This window comes from Pedobacter westerhofensis, from assembly GCF_900182595.1.
In the GTDB taxonomy this organism is placed as follows: Bacteria; Bacteroidota; Bacteroidia; order Sphingobacteriales; family Sphingobacteriaceae; genus Pedobacter; species Pedobacter westerhofensis.
The window spans coordinates 491,807-512,928 of the sequence record NZ_FXTN01000004.1 but is presented as its reverse complement, the minus strand read 5'-3'; the positions used below and the strand labels follow the sequence as shown (position 1 = coordinate 512,928).

Genomic DNA, 21,122 nt, shown 5'->3' with positions numbered 1-21,122 from the left:
TGCGTTCATATTTAAAAGTCAAGGTTCACACCAAAAACAAGCTGACGGCTAAGCGGCGACGATTCGGCACCGCCCCGCTCAGGATCATAATCCTTTAACAATGGGTCTTTAGACCAGGTAAACAAATTGGAGGCGGTAGCATAAAATCTTAACGTGCTGATCTTTAATTTGTCAGTCATGCTCCTAGGTAAAGTATATCCCAATGATACATTCTTGAGCTTCAGGAAAGAACCGTCAATATAGAGCAGTGAAGTATATGTATTGGGATACAGGTCGCCCAGCGTGCCACGGCCGGGACGTGGAAAATCATTAGATGGATTGTTGACAGTCCAGTAGTCAAAATTAGCAGGGCCGTTGGCACCGCCCGATGGATTGTAGCGGCCAATGAACTCCCCTTTTACTGTTTGACCGTAACGCGCCATCAAAAAAATGTTAAGGTCAAACCCCTTATAAATAAACGTATTTTGTAATCCTCCATACCATTTGGGTTGCTGATGGCCAACCACCACACGGTCGTTGTTAATGTCTATCTTTCCATCTCCGTTCACATCTTCTACCTTGATATCACCAGGTTTAAATGCGACACCATTTAGCGTGGTCGTAATCGGCATATCCGATTGCTGCCAGATGCCGGTCTTTTTATACACATAATATGACTGCACCTGCGATCCTATCAGCAAGGAGTTTTCTTCGGTATTGATCAGGTTGCGGCCATCCACAAGCCCGGTGATCTTTTCACTGTTTGCAGAAAAGGTAGCCATAGTACTCCATTTGAAGTTTTTGGTCTGGATATTTACCGTGGACAGCGTAGTGTTGATACCCCTGTTCTGTGTGGATGCTATGTTTTGATACACTGTAGTCTGACCCGATGATTGCGGCAAACTGCGGGGGTACAGGAGATCTGATGTTTTTGTCAGGTACCAGTCGATCGCCCAGGTGATCCTGTTTTTAAAGGCAGTAACATCGGTACCAATATCCAGTGTGCGCGACTTTTCCCAGCCCAGATCCGGCGAAACAATATTTCCGTTAAAGGTATACGCAGGTGCGGGAATTTCACCGAATCCAATATTGGTGGGATTTAACAGACTTTGTGTATCGTATGGCTTGATCGTTGAATTGCCGCTAACCCCATAGCTCGCCCTCAGCTTCAGATTGTCGATCTGCTTCAGGTCTTTAAAGAAAGATTCGCGGCTGATGACCCATCCCGCGGATATTGAGGGAAATGAGTCCCATTTATGTCCCGCTGCCAGTCTTGATGCCCCATCCCAGCGTATCGTTCCCTGCAACAGATATTTGCCATCAAAACTATAGTTAAAACGCCCTGCATAAGCCAGCAGATCGTAACGCGTAAAACCTGACGAGGTGGTGCGGCTGGTGGATTCGGTACTGGCCAGGTTATAGAACAGCTGTGACGAAAGCACCTGCTTTATCCCTGCAGCATACGCTTCCTCAGCTTCGCTGTGGATATAGCTTGATATTGCCGTAACTGTAAAACTGTGTTTCTGTATCTCTTTGTTATAGGTAAGGATGTTGTCCCAGTTGTAATAACGTGAAGTAGAGTTGGTAATGGAGGCTGCAGAATACCGCACATTATTCTGAGCGAGAGAAAAAGGGTCATTGAACTGCCCGCGGCGGCTGTTGCCCAGCACAGTGCCCAGATTACTGCGGAAGGTAATTCCTTTTATTGGTGACAGTTCTGCGTAGCCGGTGGCATTGATTTCATTGCCTGTAGTTTCATCTACTGCAGCGCCCGGCCGCTGATCAGTAATCGGACTGATGGTGCTGGTATTACCGGCAATAGGCAAAGTGTTGATGGAACCATCCGGGTTAAATGGCGTGCCCAACGGAATTGCCGTTAAAGCAGTTGACATCGGATCGCGTCGGGCATTGGTTTTATTAAAGGCCAGCTGCCCCGTGATACCTGTTTTAAACCACTTGTTCAGCTGATGATCGATATTGTAACGAAAGTTATAGCGTTTATAATCATTGTTGATCAGCTGGCTCTCTTCCCGGAAATAGCCTACCGAGAAAAAAGCTTTGGTGCTTTCGTTGCCACCGCGTACGCTAACCGTATGGCTTTGCTGCTGGCCATTTTGTGTAGCCAGGTCCAGCCAGTTCACAAACTGCCCGGCCTGCACTGCCGCAAGCTCTCCGGCATTGGGAAAAACCACATTATCTGCAGGGATCAGGCCAGTTGCTGCATCGCGGTAAGACTCACGGCGAAGCGTAAGATAATCATCTCCCAAGCGGGGCTGCGGAAATTTTGTGAAGCCATTGATACCATAGTAAGCGTTGTAAGATATTTTGGCCTTCCCGGATATTCCTTTTTTCGTAGTGACGATAATTACACCATTTGCGCCCTGCGAACCATAGATCGCCGTAGAAGCCGCATCCTGCAGCACTTCAATACTTTCAATATCATTAGGGTTGATATTGTTAATGCTGCCTCCGTTCTGCACACCGTCTATAACCAGCAGCGGAGCATTGGGGTTAATACCACCTGCCGTGTTTAAGGCATTCGGAATCGACCGCGTACCGCGTATCTGGATGTTTACACCCGCACCTGCATTGCCGGAACTGCGTGTAATATCAACACCCGGTGCGCGGCCTTGTATAGCCTCAAGGGCATTATGCGTGGGAGCTTTCACGATGTCCGAAGCCTTTACCGTGGCTACAGATCCGGTCAGGTCCCTGCGTTTAATTGTACCATAGCCTACAACAACTACATCGTCCAGAGAATTCAGCTGCACAGCAAGTTTGATGGTTACATTCTGATCTGCCGCTGTAAATGTTACGGTCTGATCTGAGTATCCAATATATTTAACCACAAGCGTGGCTTTTTGCCCCTCTGGTATATTCAGGCTGAATTTTCCATTAACATCCGTCAACTGGCGGACGGCAGTACCCTGCAGGCTGATCGTTGCTCCGATCAGCGGATCACTATTGCTTGAATCCAATACCTTGCCTGTTAAAATACGGGATTGTGCTTGTGCCAGGACTATTGAAAAGATAAAAAGAATTAGAAAATAGAATTTTTTCATACCAGGCGAATCATGTTTAAAAAATTCAGGATTTAGGGGGGACTTATACATATTTGGTTAATACACAAAATTACCTGCATAAGCATTTGCCTATTCTGATATATTTTCTAATAATTATGATATTTTATCATCATCGTTAACAATTTGCCGCTGTTTTCTCTCCTGATGCACATATTCGAGCGGCGAGATGCCAAATTGCCTGATAAAGCTTTTACCAAAATGCGTATGGGAACCAAACCCTGTCATTGCCGCAATCTGCTGGATGGTATAGACACCCTCGCTCAGCAGCTGCGCGGCCATCTTGAGACGGTTGATCCTGATCAGTTCAAGCGGCGACAAGTCAGAGATCATTTTGATCTTACGGTAAAATGTAGGCCGGCTCATGTTCATCAGGTCTGCGAGCTGGTCTACACTCAGTTTGTCGTTGATATGCTTATTGATAAAATCAGAAACCTTTTCCAAAAATGCTTCATCAGCCTTATTGTAGGCCATACTCTTCATATGCACCAATGGTGAATGGGCGAAAAAATTCCTGATCTTATCACGGCCTGCCAGCAGATTAGTAATCTGTTTGAGCAGATGCGCCGGTGAAAATGGTTTTTCCATATAAGCGTCTGCGCCCATTTCCAGGCCTTCTATCCTGGATTGCAGGGAATTGCTGGCCGTGAGCAAAATAATAGGGATATGTGTATATTCAAGATTGTCCTTGATGGTCTTGCAGAGCTGAAAGCCGTCCATCACCGGCATAGCGATGTCGCTCACCACAAGGTGAACACTGCTCTTGTTCAGGATATGTAATGCTTCCTGGCCGTTTGCAGCTTCGAGGACTACAAAATCCGGTCTCAGCTGTTCACTGATAAATTTCCGGATTTCTGCATGATCTTCCACCAAAAGAATTACCGGTAAATCGCGGTCTGCAGAAGTCACTGGCTCTGCTGCAATTAAAGCCTCTTCGGGGGGCCTGTGGATCGTAAATTCTCTTTCGTGATGCAGCGGCAGGCTAAGTGTAAACACATTCCAGCCTCCTTCCTGGTTAGATATGGTTAATGTGCCTTCATGCAGTTCGGCCAGGGAACGTGCAAGCGGCAACCCAATGCCGGTGCCCCTTTCATCTTTCGCTTCCCTCATCCTGAAAAAGGGCTCAAAGATCTTTTGATGAAGTGCGGCGGGAATAGCCATTCCATCACTTTTTACCTGTATAGTGAAGGACTCTGCATTTCCATCAAGGTTTAACAGTAATGTCTGACCGGCATACTTTAATCCATTGTCTATCAGATTGCTTAAGATCTTGTTTAATCCTTCCACATCGGCATAGGCCTGCAAGGGGAATTCCGGCAGATTTATACTAAACCTTAATCCTCTGGCAAGCGCTGCGGCATGGTATCTTTCATAATTATCTTTTAACAGCTCGCTGATATTTACATCTACAAAATTGAGGCTGAAACCTTTCACTTCTGCTTTGCGGAAATCGAGAAGCTGATCTGTCAATGCAATCAGCCGCTCGGTATTCTTCTTCATGGTTATCAAATGCGTGTCAATTCCCCCCTGCTGGTCAGATTTCCTGATCACTTCGTCCAGCGGGCCGCTGATCAGCGTTAAGGGAGTCCTGATTTCATGGGTTACATTGGTAAAAAACTCAATTTTGGCCTGGTACAGTTCCTTTTCTTTTTGTGCCTCCCAGCGCTCTGCCCTTCGTGTATTTTTCTGCTCTGTCCAGCGGTGATACCCCCGGATAAAATAGAAATTCCCGATGACAAAAATGACCAGGTAGAACGCGTATGCCAGATTCGTTTTCCAGAATGGCGGCCTGATGATAATCCTGATACTGGTTTCGTTATTGTCCCACTGGCCGCTGTTGTTTGCCGCCCCAACCCTGAATATGTAGGTTCCCGGCTGCAGGTTGGTGAAATAAACCTTTCTGTTTTTCTTTAGAAAAGTCCAGTGCCTGTCAAGCCCCTCCATCCTGTACCTGTATTCTGTCATTTGTGGTGCGGTGTAGCCAAGGGCAGCAAAATCGATACTAAAGGTAGACTGGTCATGAGCAATTGTAAGTTCCCTGGTATAATTCACAGATTGTTTTAAAGGAGATCCTTTCTGGCCGATACCAGGCTCCTCATTATTGATCTGGAATCCCGTAATGTATACCGGCGGAACAAAACTGTTCTGCATAAACGATTCAGGCCTGAAACTGATCATTCCCTGTACACTGCCAAAATACATCCATCCCTTTTTATCCCTGAATGCAGACTTGTAATTGAACTGATTATTTAATATGCCGTTCGATTTGGTATAGGTCCTGATCGTATTTTTTACAGCATCATAGCATACCAGCCCCCGCGAGGTACTGATCCACAATTTGTGCTGCCCATCTTCCAGCATGCTATAGAAAACACTGCTTGGGAAACCTTGCTTAATGGTATAACGCACAAAATTCTGCTCTCCTGCAACAAACCGGCAAAGCCCGTTTTCAGTAGCCACCCATATATTATTCCTGCTATCCTGGTAAACTGCATTGATATCATTGCTGATCAGGCTGTTTTTATCATGTTCATCATTCTTAAAGCCGCCGGAAACTTTGGTAACAGGGTTATAAAAATATAAGCCGTCGCGCAGTGTGCCCGCCCATACCGTGCCGCTCTTGTCTTCAAACAGTGCAGAATAATGATAGTTTCCGGGCACTTCATTGAGCAGGGTAAAATCATCGCTGCCCGGGTTATACCTGTACAGCCCCACCGCAGAGCCAACCAGGATATCACCCGAGCGTGTTTTGAGCAGGCTTTCAATAAAATTGCTTTTTAACTGATTCGGGGCGCTCCCTGCACAATACCTCCTGATTACCTTATGCGTGTTGATATCAAATACATCCAGCCCCTGTTCAAAAGTGCCTACCCAGAGCTCATTGCCCAGGGCCAGCAGGCCGTGAATGTTGGTGTGGGCAATACTTGCCCTGCTCCCGTTTGGTTTAAAGTGCTCAAATTTTCCCGTTGCGGGGCTGAAAAGGTTAAGCCCTCCGTCTTCGGTCCCGATCCACAGGTTACCATTTTTATCTTCACAGATTTCACGTACCGCGTAGCCGCTTAAGCTACCTTCAATTCCCTGCGGAAAAAACTTGTTAAACGTTGTCAGCTGCTTCGGATAGTAATTTACTCCGCCAAAATAAGTACCCGCCCATATGCCCCCTTCATTGTCCCTCGTTAATGTATATACAGAATTATCGGATAGTGAATAGGGATCATTGATCTGATTACGCAGATTGGTTGTCTTTCCCGTTTTAATATCATAGATAAAAACACCGGATTCTGTTCCGATCCAGTACTCATTATCATCCTTTTTCACAAAGTCGCGCGCGTAAATGCCCGTATGATCTGCGTTTCTTGTCAGGATATCCTTATACTTCAATGTGCTGGTATCAAATGCTTTCAGGCCCTGATTGGAAGTGCCGATCAGGATAATACCTTGTCCCATATCATAAATCTTTTCGATCCAGGATGAGATAGCCGGCTCAGAATGATCAAAAACGTTATAGCTTTCAAACCTACGGCTCCCCGGTACGAGCCTTTGAATATACCCGTCAATGGTTGACACCCAAACTTCTCCTTTTGAACTCAATACAAGAGAAGTTGACTGATTGTGTTCACGCTGATCATAAACGATTGGCTTATTGCCCGAGCTGTCGCACCTGAACAAGGTAGTGCCCGCAACATACCAGATATTACCTGCCGGGTCTACTTTCAGGTCCCTGATTTCTTTATTGTTTGTATAGGGAATCAGTGTAAAAGTTTCAACGAGCGGATTATAGCGATAAATGCCTCTGCGTGTGCCGATCCATAGGTTTTGCCTGCTGTCTTCAAATAAACAATGTATAAAATTATTGCCTATGCTTCCCGGCTGGTCTGGATCATTCCTGAAGATTTTAAAAGTGCTGCCATCAAATCTGTTTAGCCCATCTTTTGTACCGAACCACAAAAAACCTTTTTTATCCTGCAGACTGGAAATGACAGAATTGTAGGACAATCCGTTTTCTACTTCATAATGCCTGAAGTGGTAAGACTGTCCCATGCTAAAGAGAGACATGCCCACCAGAATACAGAACAGCAGTACTAGCTTTTTCAAATGGCTTATATATTGGTGATATAAAATTAAAAGAAATAGTTCATGAAAAGAATGTGAAGCCCTTTTTTGAACTAAAAATAGAGAAAATGAGACGATCAGACCAAAAATTGATCTGATAGATCAAATCATTATTCATTATTTAGACGACCAATTGTAGCGTAAATCTGCTATTGGACTAACCAAATATTAAATTCTAATAAGTATGAAAAGAAAATTACTTTGGAGCCGGAGTATGAAACCCTGTTTGATCATTCTGGCGCTTCTGTTTTCACTCAGCGCAAAACTCAGCGCACAAACGAGAGTTTCGGGAACGATAACAGACAATACAGGCACACTTGCCGGTGTAGGTGTTCAGGTAAAGGGCACAAAAATTTCTGCAGTAACCGGGTCTGACGGTACGTTCAGTATCAGCGTGGCTAATCCCGCCAGCGATATCCTGGTGTTTACTTACATCGGCTATGCAGCACAGGAAATACCGGTTAACGGTAAATCACTGATCAATGTCAACTTAAAAAGCCAGTCGGCCGACCTCAGCGAGGTTGTAGTTGTTGGCTATGGTACGCAGCGCAAAAGCGATCTTACCGGTGCCGTCTCTGTAGTAAAGGTTGCCGATGTGAAGAAAAGACAAGCCACTACTGTTGCAGAATCTTTACAGGGACTGGCTACAGGGATTAAGGTAAGAGGCGGCGGACAGCCAGGATCTGAAGCACAGATACAGATCCGCGGGCTAAAAAATCTCTCGGGCACCAATCCCCTCTACGTAATCGATGGTTTGATCACTACGGCCAACCGCGATTTTAATCCTGCAGACATTGAAAGCATCCAGATCCTGAAAGACGCCTCGGCAGCTGCTATTTATGGTTCCAGGGCCGCAAATGGAGTGATTATTATTACTACTAAGAAAGGTTCGGCCGGACCAATGCAGGTTTCTTTCTCCGCAAAAACTACGGTACAAACTATGCCGAGGTATGATCTTGCAGAAACTGATGAATTTGCCAGGATCAATTATATGGCCTATGATAATGCAAATGTGCCCAGGCAAAAACTAAACCTCAGCAATAATACGAACTGGCAGGATGTAGCTTACCAGACAGGTCTTGTGCAGGACTATAACATGGATTTTTCGGGCGGCAGCAAAGACGGGACTTACTTTGTATCTGCCGGATATTTTAAAAACAAAGGCGCAGTGATCAGTACCGGCTTTGACAGGTACAATTTCAGGGTAAACACCAAAAGTACCAAAGGAATCTTTACCGTTGGCGAAAACCTGGCGGTCAGCAATGCTAAAACTGATGAGATCTCCGGCAACCCGGTGCTTGACGTGGTAAGGCTGCTGCCTACTATTCCCGTGTACGACGCTGCCAATCCCGGCGGTTTTGGTTATGGGAATGAAAATTCTGCACGTACGTTCGGGACCAATCCACTGGCCATTGCTTCAGTTGAAGACCGTACCAATGAAAACCTGAGGATCAGGGGTAATTTATACTCGGAGCTTCAGCTGCTGAAATCCTTAAAGTACCGTGTGAGTTTTGGGTACGAAACCAGCAGGGACCATTATACTTATCTGAGAAAAGAAGGGTCATGGACGCTGAACCAGGCTTATGACCCCGCAATCCTCAACGAATTCAGAGGTGAGTCCAGCACGATCCTGATTGAGAATACGTTGAACTTTAATGAAAAATTTGGAAAGCACAGCATCAGCGCAATTGCGGGGCAGTCGTATCAGAAAGATAAATATGCGCGGATCAGCGGCACCAAACGGAATATTCTTGCCAATCCATCCGGAGGTTACTATGATGTGCTGGACCAGGGCAATGAGCCACAGACGGCGGGATACCGCACCCAGGCCAATCTGGTGTCCTATTTCGGACGGGTGGAATACAATTATGACGACAAATATCTTGTTAACGGAGTCATCAGAACGGATGGGGTCTCGCGGTTTGGGCCCAGTTACAAGTATGGTACCTTCCCTTCTGTATCTGCTGCATGGCGGATCAGCAAGGAAGAGTTTTTCCATTCTTCATGGATCGATGATCTGAAACTGAGAGCTAATTATGGTACCCTGGGCAGCAGTAACATCGGCCCATATGATTACATCGCCATCATCAATACATTTTCTACCGTGCCTTTTGGCAGCAGTCAGGCTGTTCAGCAGGGCGCCACACAGGTTAAACTGGCAAACAGCGACTTAAAATGGGAACAGGTAACACAGCAGAATTATGGTTTTGATGCCGCCTTTCTGCAAAATAAACTGAGTATAACTGCAGAATATTTTACCTCCAAAACCAAAGACGTCCTGATCGAGTACCCGCTGCTGATTTCCACCGGCAATGATGGCGGCAATCCTTTCGTCAACGGCGCAACTTTAGGCAACCACGGCTTTGAGCTCAGCGCCAGCTATCAGAATAATACCAAAGCATTTAAGTATAATGCGGCGCTGAACTTCACTACCCTTAACAATAAAGTAATCTCACTTGGATACAACAAAAACAGAACGTTTGTAGGCAATACCGTTACGCAGGTGGGCGATCCTATTGGCATGTGGTATGTCTTGCAAACCGATGGCCTGTTCCAGAACGCAGCTGAAGTGGCAAACTATAAAAACAGCGCAGGCAAAATCATCCAGCCTGATGCAAAACCCGGTGATATACGTTTCAGCGATACCAACGGTGACGGCACGATTACCAATGCCGACAAGGTAATAGCTGGCAGCCCATGGGCAGATTATGAGATTGGCTTAAACCTTGGCGCTTCATACAAAGGCTTTTCCCTAACGATGGATTGGTTTGGCTCATTCGGTGCAAAAGTTTTTAACGGGCCGAGAAGTGTTACTGATAACTTCTCTGATAATTCCAATTACCGGGCAGGTGTACAACCCTGGACACCTGATAACCCCAATACCACTGTGCCAAGGGCATTTTATGGCAGTACTACCAACTCACGCGGTGATACAGACAGATGGCTGGAGAATGGCAGCTTTGCCAGGTTAAAATATATTGGCCTCACGTACAGCCTACCACGCCACATGCTGGATAAGATCGGCTTCAGCACTGCGCAAATTACCCTTTCCGGACAAAATTTGATTACCATTACCAAATACACGGGACTTGACCCGGAATTTAGTAACAACAGTATTTTTGAGAAGGGTTACGACTTTGGTGCCTTCCCCAATCTAAAGTCGGTCTCACTAGGTGTCCAGTTTGGGTTTTAATCACAAGAAAATGAAAAGATTAAAAGCTCAGCGCTCAGCAACAGTCATAAATAAAGATGATCAGGGCTTCCCAGCCTTTAAAAAACATATACTGATGAAAACAAAATTTTCAAAATTCCTCCTCCTGGTTATGCTCATCTTTGCAGTATCCTGCAAGAAAGATGTATTGAACCTGGATAACCCCAACACACTTACCGTGGATCAGTTCTGGAAAACAGAAAGTGATGCACAAAAGGGAGTGAATGCAATATACGCCATGTTTTATCAAACCGGCGGCTGGAACAGATGGATCTATTTCAGGCTGGACCTTACCTCGGATGAAGGCTTCAGCAACAGCCCATGGATAGAACTGGGTGACTGGACGCGTTTCCAATATGTAAACTACAATTTCTTTGAAGGCAATGTAAACAGCTATCAGAATTTCTACAAGGCAATTTTCAGGTGTAACCAGGTACTCAGCTATGTTCCCGATATTTCTTTTGCAGACCCGAAAAAGAAAGCGCAGCTTCTTGCACAGGCTAAGTTCCTGCGTGCATACTATCACTATTATGCAGCCGTCCTCTGGGAAAACTTCCCGCTTGTAACTACGCTGCAAAGCCCAACGGATGTTCCTGCAGCTTCTACCCTTGCACAGGTATGGGCACAGGTAGAAAAAGACCTGCAGGAAGCCAGTGCAGATTTGCCGGAGCAGTGGACAGGCGCCGAACTTGGCCGTGCTACCAAAGGCGCTGCCCAGGCACTGTTGGGCAAAGCATTGATGCAGCAGCGGAAATGGTCAGAAGCCAAAACAGCTTTCGACTATCTTGTTACTGGTGCCGGCAAAGGTTATTACGGACTGGTAGATTTTAAAGACAATTTCAGGGCAGAGAACGAGAACAATAAAGAGTCAGTGTTCGAAATCCAGTTTTCTGACGCCAATAAAACCGCAGAGGGCGATGGCCCGAATTCAAATATGGGCACCAACAGAGCGCAGTTTTTTGCGCCAAGGAGCATCGGCTGGTCTGACGGGCAGGCCAGGTACTGGACAGTGGGCGAATTTAAGAAAGAGAAAACACTGAGCGGTGGTGTAGATCCTCGTCTGCGTTATACCTTGTTTTACCCGGCTCTCGAAGCAGATTTTGGCGATAAGATCTACGGCCGCAGTTGGGAATGGGGTGCCGACGAAGCCTGGTTTAAAAAATATTCACGTGATTATATGCGCAACAACGAAGATTACTTTAACCAGGTTAATAATAGAGTAATCCGCTATGCAGACGTTTTGCTGATGTACGCTGAAGCACTGAATGAGCTGGGACAGACCACCGAAGCATATCAATACGTTAACTTAGTAAGGCAACGTTCCAATATGGCAACCATGCAGGTGGCATACCCGGCCATAGGCACAGATCAAACACTTTTCAGGAACAGGCTGAAAACAGAACGTATGCTGGAACTTTGCGGGGAAAGTGTGAGATGGGCCGACCTTAAACGCTGGGGCGACCTGGATACCCAGGCAGCAGTGAATGAAGTAGCCCTGCGCGACCCGGATTTCAAGAATTTTGTGGTAGGCAAGCATATCCGCCTCCCGCTGCCGCAGGTTGAAGTAGAAAACAATACAAACCTGAGACAAAATCCTAATTATTAATATGAGATGAATTTAAAACAGATACCTATGAATTTTAAACATTTTGTAAGAAAGGGAAAATACATAGTCGTGTTGCTTGCGCTGGTCCATACCGGTTGTGAGCCAAAATTAGCGATGACCAAAACCGCAGAGGCTACGGCTACGGGTGAGATCGTGTGGGATTACACAACACTAAAAAGGGTTTCTGCCAGCTCTGCTGATAATAAGTATGCAGGTTATGCCCGGATGATCCAGCGCCCTGACCAGTCTCTGCTCTGTATTTATGAATATGACGGAAATATCGTGGTTGCCCGGAGCAGCGATCTTGGTACAACCTGGTCTGCCCCGGTTACCGTCGCTACCAAGCAGAACGGTATCAATATGGCCGTCCCTGATATCCTGGAACTGCAGGACCATTCCCTACTGGCTTGTTATAACGGCAGGCCATACCAGATTGACCCCTCCCGGAAATTCAGTATCAAAACCAAAAAAAGTACGGATGGCGGATCAACCTGGAATGATGAGAAAGTACTCTACGAAGCGGGGTATCAATTTGAAAACGGATGCTGGGAACCGTCAGCCATACAGCTGCCCTCGGGCGAGATCCAGCTTTTCTTTGCCAATGAAGGTATTTACACCTCTTCTTCAGAGCAGAATATTTCTTTGCTGCGCTCTGCTGACAATGGAGAGAGCTGGACAAAAACACCGGAAATTGTAAGTTTCAGTGCCACTAAACGGGACGGGATGCCCGTACCAGTACTGCTGAAGAATGGGCAGGAGATTGCTTTTTCCATTGAAGACAACAGCTCCGGAAACTTCAAACCTGTAATCATCAGGAACACACTTCAGGAGAACTGGGCACAAACGGTGGACGCTGCCAGCAAAAACAGGACCTATGCACTGGCAGAAAAAATAGGCAATGAGATTTATGCAGGTGCTCCATTTCTGCGGCAGCTCAAAACCGGGGAGACCATCCTTTCCTATCAGGGTACCGAAGGAAGAGTAAACAACCTCGATTTTGCAGATATGAAGGTGGTGGTGGGTAGCAGCGAAGCAAAAGATTTCAGCAGCAAGTCCACTCCTTTTGTTATCCCCGGTGATAAATCCTGTCTCTGGAACAGCCTCTGTATACTCAATGATGATACGATCATCGCCATTACCAGCACCAATGCCTACTCCAATCACTCAGAGGTATGGATGGTGAAGGGTAAATACCGCGCCGGTTCGCCCAGACAGGCGCAGTCGATCTATCAGGCAGACCCTACGATTTTTTTCGATAAAGGAACTTACTATCTGTACGGGACCAGCAGTGACAACGGTTTCCTGGTGTATGCCTCCAAAGATCTGAAGTCCTGGACAGGCCCCGCGGGCAGCAAAAATGGTTATGCCTTGTCAAAGGGCGACGCTTTCGGTACCAAAGGATTCTGGGCGCCTCAGGTTTACAGCCATAACAACAAATATTATATGGCCTACACAGCCGACGAGCAGATCGCTATTGCGCAGAGCGACAGTCCATTGGGCCCCTTTACCCAGGCCGTAAAGAAAAACATTTCCGGAACGGGCAAACAAATAGACCCCTTTGTTTTTTTTGATACTGACGGCAAACCTTTTCTGTACCACGTGAAACTGCAGGAGGGCAACAGGATTTTTGTTTCCGAAATGAAGACGGACCTTACTGATATCATTCCCGGTACTGCCCGCGAATGTATCTCCGGTACCGCTCCATGGGAAAATACTGCACAGAACAACTGGCCGGTTACAGAAGGGCCAACAGTAGTAAAGGAGGGAAAATATTACTTTATGATATACTCGGCAAATGATTTCAGAAGCAGCGATTATGCTGTAGGTTATGCTACATCCAAATCCCCGGAGGGACCATGGACAAAATATGAGGGAAACCCCATCATCAGCAAAAAGACTGTGAAACATAATGGTACAGGGCATGGCGACCTGTTCAAAGATGCTTCCGGAAAGTACCACTATGTGATGCACACCCATTTCTCGGATACTCAGGTGTCACCGCGAAAAACAGGCCTGATCAATATGGAATTTACGGGCAATGGCGACAGCCCATCATTATTAACCGCAGACAGTTCCAGCTTCAGTTTGCTGTCTGCACCTATATATTAACAAAAAAAACGAAAAACATGACGATGAGAAACTTAAAAATCTGCTTCATACTGGTAGCTGTAACCCTCAGCAGCCAGTTGTACGCACAGGTAAAAAAAGCGAAAACCAGACCGGTATGGACGGTACAGCAGGCAAAAGACTGGCAGTCAAAATGGGGCTGGCTGCGGGGCAGCAATTTTATTCCGAGCACGGCGATTAACCAGCTGGAGATGTGGCAAAAAGACACCTTTGATCCCAGTACGATAGACAGGGAACTGGGATTTGCACAAGGGATCGGACTCAATTCTATGCGTGTGTTTCTTCACCATGCTGCCTGGATGCAGGACAAACAGGGTTTCAAAGACCGGGTATCGACATACCTCGCTATTGCCGGCAAACACCATATTTCTACAGTATTTGTGTTGTTTGATGATTGCTGGAATGCAACTTATCAAATAGGAAAACAGCCCGAGCCTAAACCCGGTATCCATAATTCTGGCTGGGTACGTGATCCCGGAGACCTTTACTATACAGAACCAAAATTGGTTGATACGCTTGAAGCCTACGTAAAGGATGTGCTTACTTCATTTAAAAATGATCAGCGTATTGCGCTTTGGGACCTGTACAATGAACCCGGTAATTCAAAAAATGGAAATAAAAGTATGCCCCTCTTAAAGAAGGTATTTGAATGGGGAAGAGCCGTTAACCCTTCACAACCACTCTCAGCCGGCGTTTGGGATTTCAAACTGAAGGAACTGACGGATTACCAGATTAAAAATTCTGATGTCATCACTTACCACAATTATGGCGATGTAAAAACCCATCAGGAAGCAATCGATACCCTGAGAAGCGTATCGCAGCGCCCGCTGGTATGCACAGAGTACATGGCCAGGTCGAGAAACAGTCTGTTCAGTACGATCATGCCTTTACTAAAGAAGGAAAATATCGCTGCCTATAACTGGGGACTGGTAGCGGGAAAAACGAATACAAAATATGCCTGGGACCTTCCGGTACCTGACGGCACTGAGCCGGCACTTTGGTTCCACGAGATCTTCCGCCAGGATGGTATGCCGTATAAAAAAGAAGAAACAGACGTGATCAAAAGCTTAACAGGTATTACACAATAATGGTAACTTGCGCCTTTATATAAAACTATACTATGCCTTTCAGTTCCCTTGGTTTATCCCCTGCCTTGTTAATGGCTTTGGAATCTCAAAAGTTTACAGTACCAACACCCATACAGGAAGCTGCGGTTCCGGTTATTCTCCGGAAGAAAGATGTTCTGGGAATCGCAAAAACAGGATCAGGAAAAACTGCTGGTTATGTGCTGCCCCTGCTGATGAACCTGCAGGAGACGGCCGGCCTGAATAACCGTAATGCCAATGTACTGGTGCTGGTTCCCACAAGGGAACTGGCAGAACAGGTGAAAGATGTTTTTAAAGTATTCAGCAAGGCCCTACCCCAGCCGGTTAAAACCCTCGCAGTATATGGCGGAGTGTCAATCAATCCACAGATGATGGCCTTACAGGGAGTTAATGTACTGGTAGCCACCCCCGGAAGATTACTGGAACTGGTAGATTCAAATTCAGTTCATCTCTCTGCCATTGAAACACTGGTGCTGGATGAAGCTGATAAACTGTTAAACCTGGGGTTCAAGGAAGAACTGAACAAAATTCTGGCGCTTTTGCCTGAAAAGCGCCAGAATATATTATTCTCTGCAACACTGAGCAAAGATCTTGATCAAATACAACAGCTGATGCTGCATGAACCTGTGGTGATCGAGATCGCGGAGGAAGAAGCCTCCCTTGACCTGATCAATCAGGTTGCTTATATCGTGTCCGCAGAAAAGAAAGGCCCTTTTTTACGGTACCTTATTCATCATCATGAAATGAAACAGGTACTGGTATTCGCCTCATCGGTACAGCAGGTAGATGCAATCGTAAACAAGCTCAATAAAAACAATATTCAGGCAAAGGCTATCCACAGTAAAAAAAGCCAGGGCGCAAGAACCGATGCCATCACCCATTTTAAATCCGGCAAATTGAAGGTACTGGTAGCAACAGACCTGATGGCCAGAGGGATCGACATTGCTTTTCTGCCTTTTGTAATTAACTACGAACTGCCGCGGTCACCTAAAGATTATGTTCACCGTATCGGAAGAACTGGCCGCGCAGCAGCTGAAGGCACAGCGATTTCGCTGGTAAGTCAGGATGAGCTGCATCACTTTGAAGTGATACAAAAGAAGATGCAAAAACAGGTTAACCTGATCGATAGCGCAGGTATTAAGATATAAAAAAAGCGCCTGCCGGTATATTACTGGTGTGACCCCAAAAGTTTTTGTCCAACTTTTGGGGTTCACTTCATACCAGCAGGCGCTTTATCATTTTATACGAAAAACTCATTTCCAGCCTCCGCCAAGTTGTTTATATACATTCACTACGGCGTTGAGCTGTGCTTTTTTGGTTTCTACGAGTTCCAGCTTGGTTTCCAGAGCATCGCGCTGTGTCATCAGCACTTCAAAGTAATCTGCCCTTGCAGATTTAAACAGGTCGTTCGACACTGAAATCGAGGTATTCAAAGCATCTACCTGCTGCGACTTCAGGTCGTAGCTTTTCTCCAGGTTACTGATTTTCGACAGCTGGCTGCTCACTTCCATGTAAGCGCTGAGCACAATACGCTGGTAGTTAAACATCGACTGCAGCTGCCTTGCGTTGGCATTTGCAAATTCCGCCTTAATCGCATTACGGTTTACCAATGGTCCCGCTAAATCACCTGCCAGTGAATATAGCAGGGACTTTGGCAACTTAAATAAATAAGACGGTTTAAAGGCCTCCAGCCCTATAGCAGCGGATATATCAAGCGATGGATAAAATTCTGCACGTGCAACTTTCACATCGAGCTTCGCAGCAGCCAGTTCCAGCTCCGCCTGTTTAATATCAGGGCGGTTGGCCAGTAATTGCGAAGGAATACCTGAATTAACAGACATCGGCACAAGGCTTAAGAAATCGCCCTTTTCTCTCTTAATTTCCTGGGGATATCGTCCCAGCAAAAGGTTAAGGTTGTTTTCTTCTTCTTTGATTTGCTGCAGGATATCAAATTCCTTGCTTTGTGAAGACAGCACTTCTGCCCTGAACTTCTGCACGGCAAGTTCTGTTGCCCGCATCGCCTGTTTCTGAACTTTGACAATTTCAAGCGCATTCTTTTGCAGTTTGATATTCTGCTGGAGAATATCCATCTGGGTATCGAGCGACTGCAATTCATAGTACGAATTGGCAACTTCAGCGATGAGGTTGCTGAGCACAAAATTCTTGCCCTCGATGGTTGATAAGTACCTGCTGATGGCTGCTTTTTTTGAATTCCGCAGTTTCTTCCAGATATCAATCTCCCAGTTGGCAGTTGCTGCCAGGGTGAAATTGGCAAGCGGATTGGGCACTTCTCTGCCGGGTGTAATATCAGTTGAGGCATCGCCCGCACCCTGACTGGTATATTCTCCTACTTTTTCAAGCTCGGCGCCCGCCCTTAAACCAACCGTAGGCAGCAACGCAGCCTTACGCATGCGCACATCGTTCTTTGCGATTTCGATATCCTGTAAAGTCACCATCAGTTCCTGGTTGTTCTTCAGTGCGGTGTCAATAAGGTCTACCAGGTATTTATCTTTAAAAAAGCTGTTCCAAGGAACAGTGGATATATTTGTTGTATCGTGGCCATCCCCAAAAGATTCGGGAACAGGTTTGTTTGCCGCCGGCGCTGCGGCTTCGGGCACTTTGCATCCCGCTGCAGCAAGGCAGATGCCCAGTGCTATAGTATATTGGTTGAGCTTAAGTTTATACATTGTGATCAATTTCTTCTGTTAACGGATTCTCATCTTCATGTTTAGCCATGCGGTTTTTCTCAGCGATTTTGCCGAATATATAGTACAATCCAGGGATCACCAGTACCCCGCAGAGTGTTCCTAAAAGCATACCCCCGGCAGCGGCAGAACCAATGGTCCTGTTACCAATCTTACCCGGGCCAGAGGCAAATACCAGTGGGATCAATCCTGCGATAAACGCAAAGGAAGTCATCAGGATAGGACGGAACCTCACGGCTGCACCTTCCATCGCAGCTTCCATTACTGTAGCACCCTGTGCATGTTTCTGCACCGCAAACTCAACGATCAGTACGGCATTTTTACCCAGCAAACCGATGAGCATCACCAGTGCTACCTGTGCATAAATGTTATTTTCAAGTCCGCAGATCTCCAGCAACATAAATGCGCCGAAAATACCACATGGCAATGAAAGCAGCACTGCAAAGGGCAGGATAAAACTTTCATACTGTGCCGCAAGTACCAGGTATACGAAGCCCAGACAGATCATGAAGATATAAAGTGCTTCATTTCCGCGTCCCACCTCATCCTTTGAAATACCTGCCCAGTCGATACCGAAGCCCCTTGGCAAGGTTTTTTCTGCAACTTCCTGGATGGCCTTGATGGCTGCACCGCTACTGTATCCCGGCGCTGATGCACCGCTGATCTCAGAAGCGTTGTACATATTGTGACGGGTAATTTCAGACAGTCCGTACACCTTCTCCATCCTCATGAAGGCAGAGAAAGGCACCATCTCGTCGCGGTCATTCTTCACATATAGCTTAAGGATATCCTCAGGCAGCGCGCGGTACTCCGGCGAAGCCTGTACCATTACTTTGTACTGGTGGTCAAACTTGATAAAGTTAGTCTCATAATTACTACCTACCAGTGTAGACAACGTGTTCATCGCATTCTCAATGGTCACCCCTTTTTGTTTGGCAATGTCATTGTCTACCTTTAGCAGGTACTGCGGGAAACTGGCACTGTAGAACGTAAACACCGAAGCCAGTTCCGGACGTTTACCCAGTTCCCTTACAAAGTCTTTACTTACAGTTTCCATCTTGTGGAAATCACCCGAGCCTGCCTTGTCCAGCAAACGAAGTTCAAAACCGCCGGCAGCTCCATATCCCGGCACCGCTGGTGGCTGGAAGAATTCGATGGTAGCACCATTGATCGCTTCTGTCTTCTCTTCAAGTTCAGTGATAATTTCCTGTACAGAATGTGTACGGTCTTCCCAGCTTTTCAGGTTGATCAGACAAGTTCCGGAGTTTGATCCTGTACCTTCTGTCAAAATCTCATATCCGGCCAATGCAGATACGGATTGTACACCGTCGATTTTCTCGGCAATCTTCTGTATTTTCTCGGCAACCTGATTTGTTCTTTCCAGAGATGATCCCGGAGGCGTCTGGATAATCGCATAAAACATCCCCTGGTCTTCATTCGGGATAAACCCTGACGGAAGACTGTTGTTCAGGAAGAAGATACCCACGCAAAACGCAATCAGTACGCCAAATGTCAGCATCCTGCGGTTTACGATCAGGCCAAGCACTTTCTGGTACCTGCCGGTCAGTTTGTTGAACCCGTTATTGAAACCATCCAGGAACTTATCCAGTCCATGTTTCTTTTTAGGTTTACCGTGGTTGTTCTTCAGCAGCATCGCGCAAAGCGCAGGTGTAAGCGTTAAGGCCACAACCCCCGACAGGATAATCGCTGTTGCCATGGTAATAGAGAACTGCCGGTAGAATATACCAACGGGGCCCGACATAAAGGCTACCGGAACAAATACCGCTGCCATCAGGAAGGTAATGGCGATGATGGCACCACCAATTTCATGCATGGCTTCCTGTGTTGCTTTCAGCGGCGAAAGATGTTTCTCTTCCATTTTGGCATGGACGGCCTCGATCACCACAATTGCATCATCTACCACGACCCCAATGGCCAGTACGAGTGCAAACAGGGTGATCAGGTTGAGCGTAATCCCAAAGAACTGCATGAAAACAAAGGTTCCGATCAGTGATACCGGTACTGCAATGGCCGGGATCAGCGTAGAACGCCAGTCGCCCAAAAACAGGAACACCACCAAACCTACCAGGATAAATGCTTCTACCAGCGTATGGATTACCTTTTCAATGGAAGCATCCAGGAATTTTGATACGTCATAACTGATCTCATAGTCCAGTCCCTGCGGGAAAGAGCTTTTCTTGATCTCTTCCATCTTGGCCTTAATGTCTTTAATTACCTGGCTTGCATTGCTTCCGTATGATTGTTTGATCGTAATCGCTGCTGAAGGGTGTCCGTTCAGGTTAGAATAGATATCATACATCGCACTGCCAAACTCTATTGAGGCCACATCTTTCAGGCGCAGGATTTCACCGTCCTTGGTAGATCTTAAAATGATATTTGCGTATTGTTCCTTGGTGGTATATCTTCCTCCGTATTTTAATACATATTCAAAAGATTGAGACCTTTTGCCCGAACTCTCCCCGGTTTTACCTGGCGAGGCTTCCAGACTCTGCTGGTTTAATGCTTCAAGCACTTCATCGGCAGAGATTTTATAGGCCAGCATGCGGTCTGGTTTGAGCCAGATCCTCATGGCGTATTCACGTGTACCTAAAATGTCGGCGACACCTACCCCGTCAACCCTTCTCAATTCAGACAGGATATTGATATCCGCGAAATTGTAAAGGAACTTCTGGTCGGTCTTCGGGTCTTTACTAAACAAGTTGATGTACATTAACATGTTTGATTCCTCACGGGTAATCTTCACACCTTCACGCACTACCAGTGGCGGGAGTTTGTTTACTACCGAAGCCACACGGTTCTGTATGTTTACTGATGCCTGGTTGGGATCGGTACCTAGGTTAAAGATCACCTGAATGGTGGCCTCACCGTCGTTACCTGCATCCGATGCCATGTATTTCATTCCCGGGACACCATTGATTGCCCTTTCCAGGGGAATGATAACCGATTTGATCATAAGCTCGCCGTTGGCACCGGGATATTCTGCTGTGATATTCACCTTCGGCGGCGATATGGAGGGAAACTGTGTGACCGGTAAGCCCTTCATAGCTAAAAACCCCAAAAATACGATGATCAGGGAGATCACTATAGAGAGTACAGGCCTCTGTATAAATTTACTAAACATTGATTGCTGTTTTAATGATTAAACCAAATGGATTTGTGTAGCGCTTTCAGCTT

General features: G+C 46.3%; 9 protein-coding genes. 5 read left to right on the top strand and 4 right to left on the bottom strand.

Annotated elements, in window-relative coordinates:
* Positions 1-11: 11 nt before the first annotated feature.
* Complete coding sequence (locus FN831_RS10185) at positions 12-3,041, bottom strand: SusC/RagA family TonB-linked outer membrane protein (RefSeq protein ID WP_185960445.1); 3,030 nt, start codon at positions 3,039-3,041, stop codon at positions 12-14.
* A 114-nt stretch (positions 3,042-3,155) separates the two neighbouring features.
* Positions 3,156-7,154 carry a hybrid sensor histidine kinase/response regulator transcription factor gene (locus FN831_RS10180; RefSeq protein WP_246101453.1) on the bottom strand — a complete coding sequence of 1,333 codons (3,999 nt, stop codon included), beginning with the start codon at positions 7,152-7,154 and terminating at the stop codon, positions 3,156-3,158.
* Positions 7,155-7,356: 202 nt separating this feature from the next.
* Between FN831_RS10180 and FN831_RS10175 the strand changes: the two genes are divergently transcribed.
* The 5 genes from FN831_RS10175 to FN831_RS10155 are packed head-to-tail and all read left to right on the top strand — an operon-like array spanning position 7,357 to position 16,370.
* The gene (locus FN831_RS10175; protein ID WP_142528109.1) at positions 7,357-10,365 is read left to right on the top strand and encodes a SusC/RagA family TonB-linked outer membrane protein; all 3,009 of its coding nucleotides are present in this window, start codon (positions 7,357-7,359) and stop codon (positions 10,363-10,365) included.
* Between the two features lie 10 nt (positions 10,366-10,375).
* Positions 10,376-11,989: a RagB/SusD family nutrient uptake outer membrane protein gene (locus FN831_RS10170; protein ID WP_246101451.1), complete on the top strand. Its 1,614-nt coding sequence runs from the start codon at positions 10,376-10,378 to the stop codon at positions 11,987-11,989.
* 27 nt (positions 11,990-12,016) lie between these two features.
* Positions 12,017-14,098: a family 43 glycosylhydrolase gene (locus FN831_RS10165; protein ID WP_185960444.1), complete on the top strand. Its 2,082-nt coding sequence runs from the start codon at positions 12,017-12,019 to the stop codon at positions 14,096-14,098.
* A 23-nt stretch (positions 14,099-14,121) separates the two neighbouring features.
* Entirely contained in the window at positions 14,122-15,204 is a 1,083-nt protein-coding gene (locus tag FN831_RS10160; protein ID WP_221931325.1) for a glycoside hydrolase family 2 TIM barrel-domain containing protein, read from the top strand.
* 32 nt (positions 15,205-15,236) lie between these two features.
* Complete coding sequence (locus FN831_RS10155) at positions 15,237-16,370, top strand: DEAD/DEAH box helicase (protein ID WP_142528105.1); 1,134 nt, start codon at positions 15,237-15,239, stop codon at positions 16,368-16,370.
* 105 nt (positions 16,371-16,475) lie between these two features.
* On the opposite strand, the gene FN831_RS10150 is transcribed toward FN831_RS10155, so the two are convergent.
* Together FN831_RS10150 and FN831_RS10145 are read right to left on the bottom strand one after the other, a co-directional pair.
* A complete protein-coding gene (locus FN831_RS10150) occupies positions 16,476-17,909 on the bottom strand; it encodes a TolC family protein (RefSeq protein ID WP_142528104.1) in 1,434 nt (477 codons plus the stop codon).
* Positions 17,902-21,069: an efflux RND transporter permease subunit gene (locus FN831_RS10145; protein WP_142528103.1), complete on the bottom strand. Its 3,168-nt coding sequence runs from the start codon at positions 21,067-21,069 to the stop codon at positions 17,902-17,904. Before FN831_RS10145 ends, FN831_RS10150 begins: the two co-directional genes overlap by 8 nt.
* Positions 21,070-21,122: the final 53 nt, after the last annotated feature.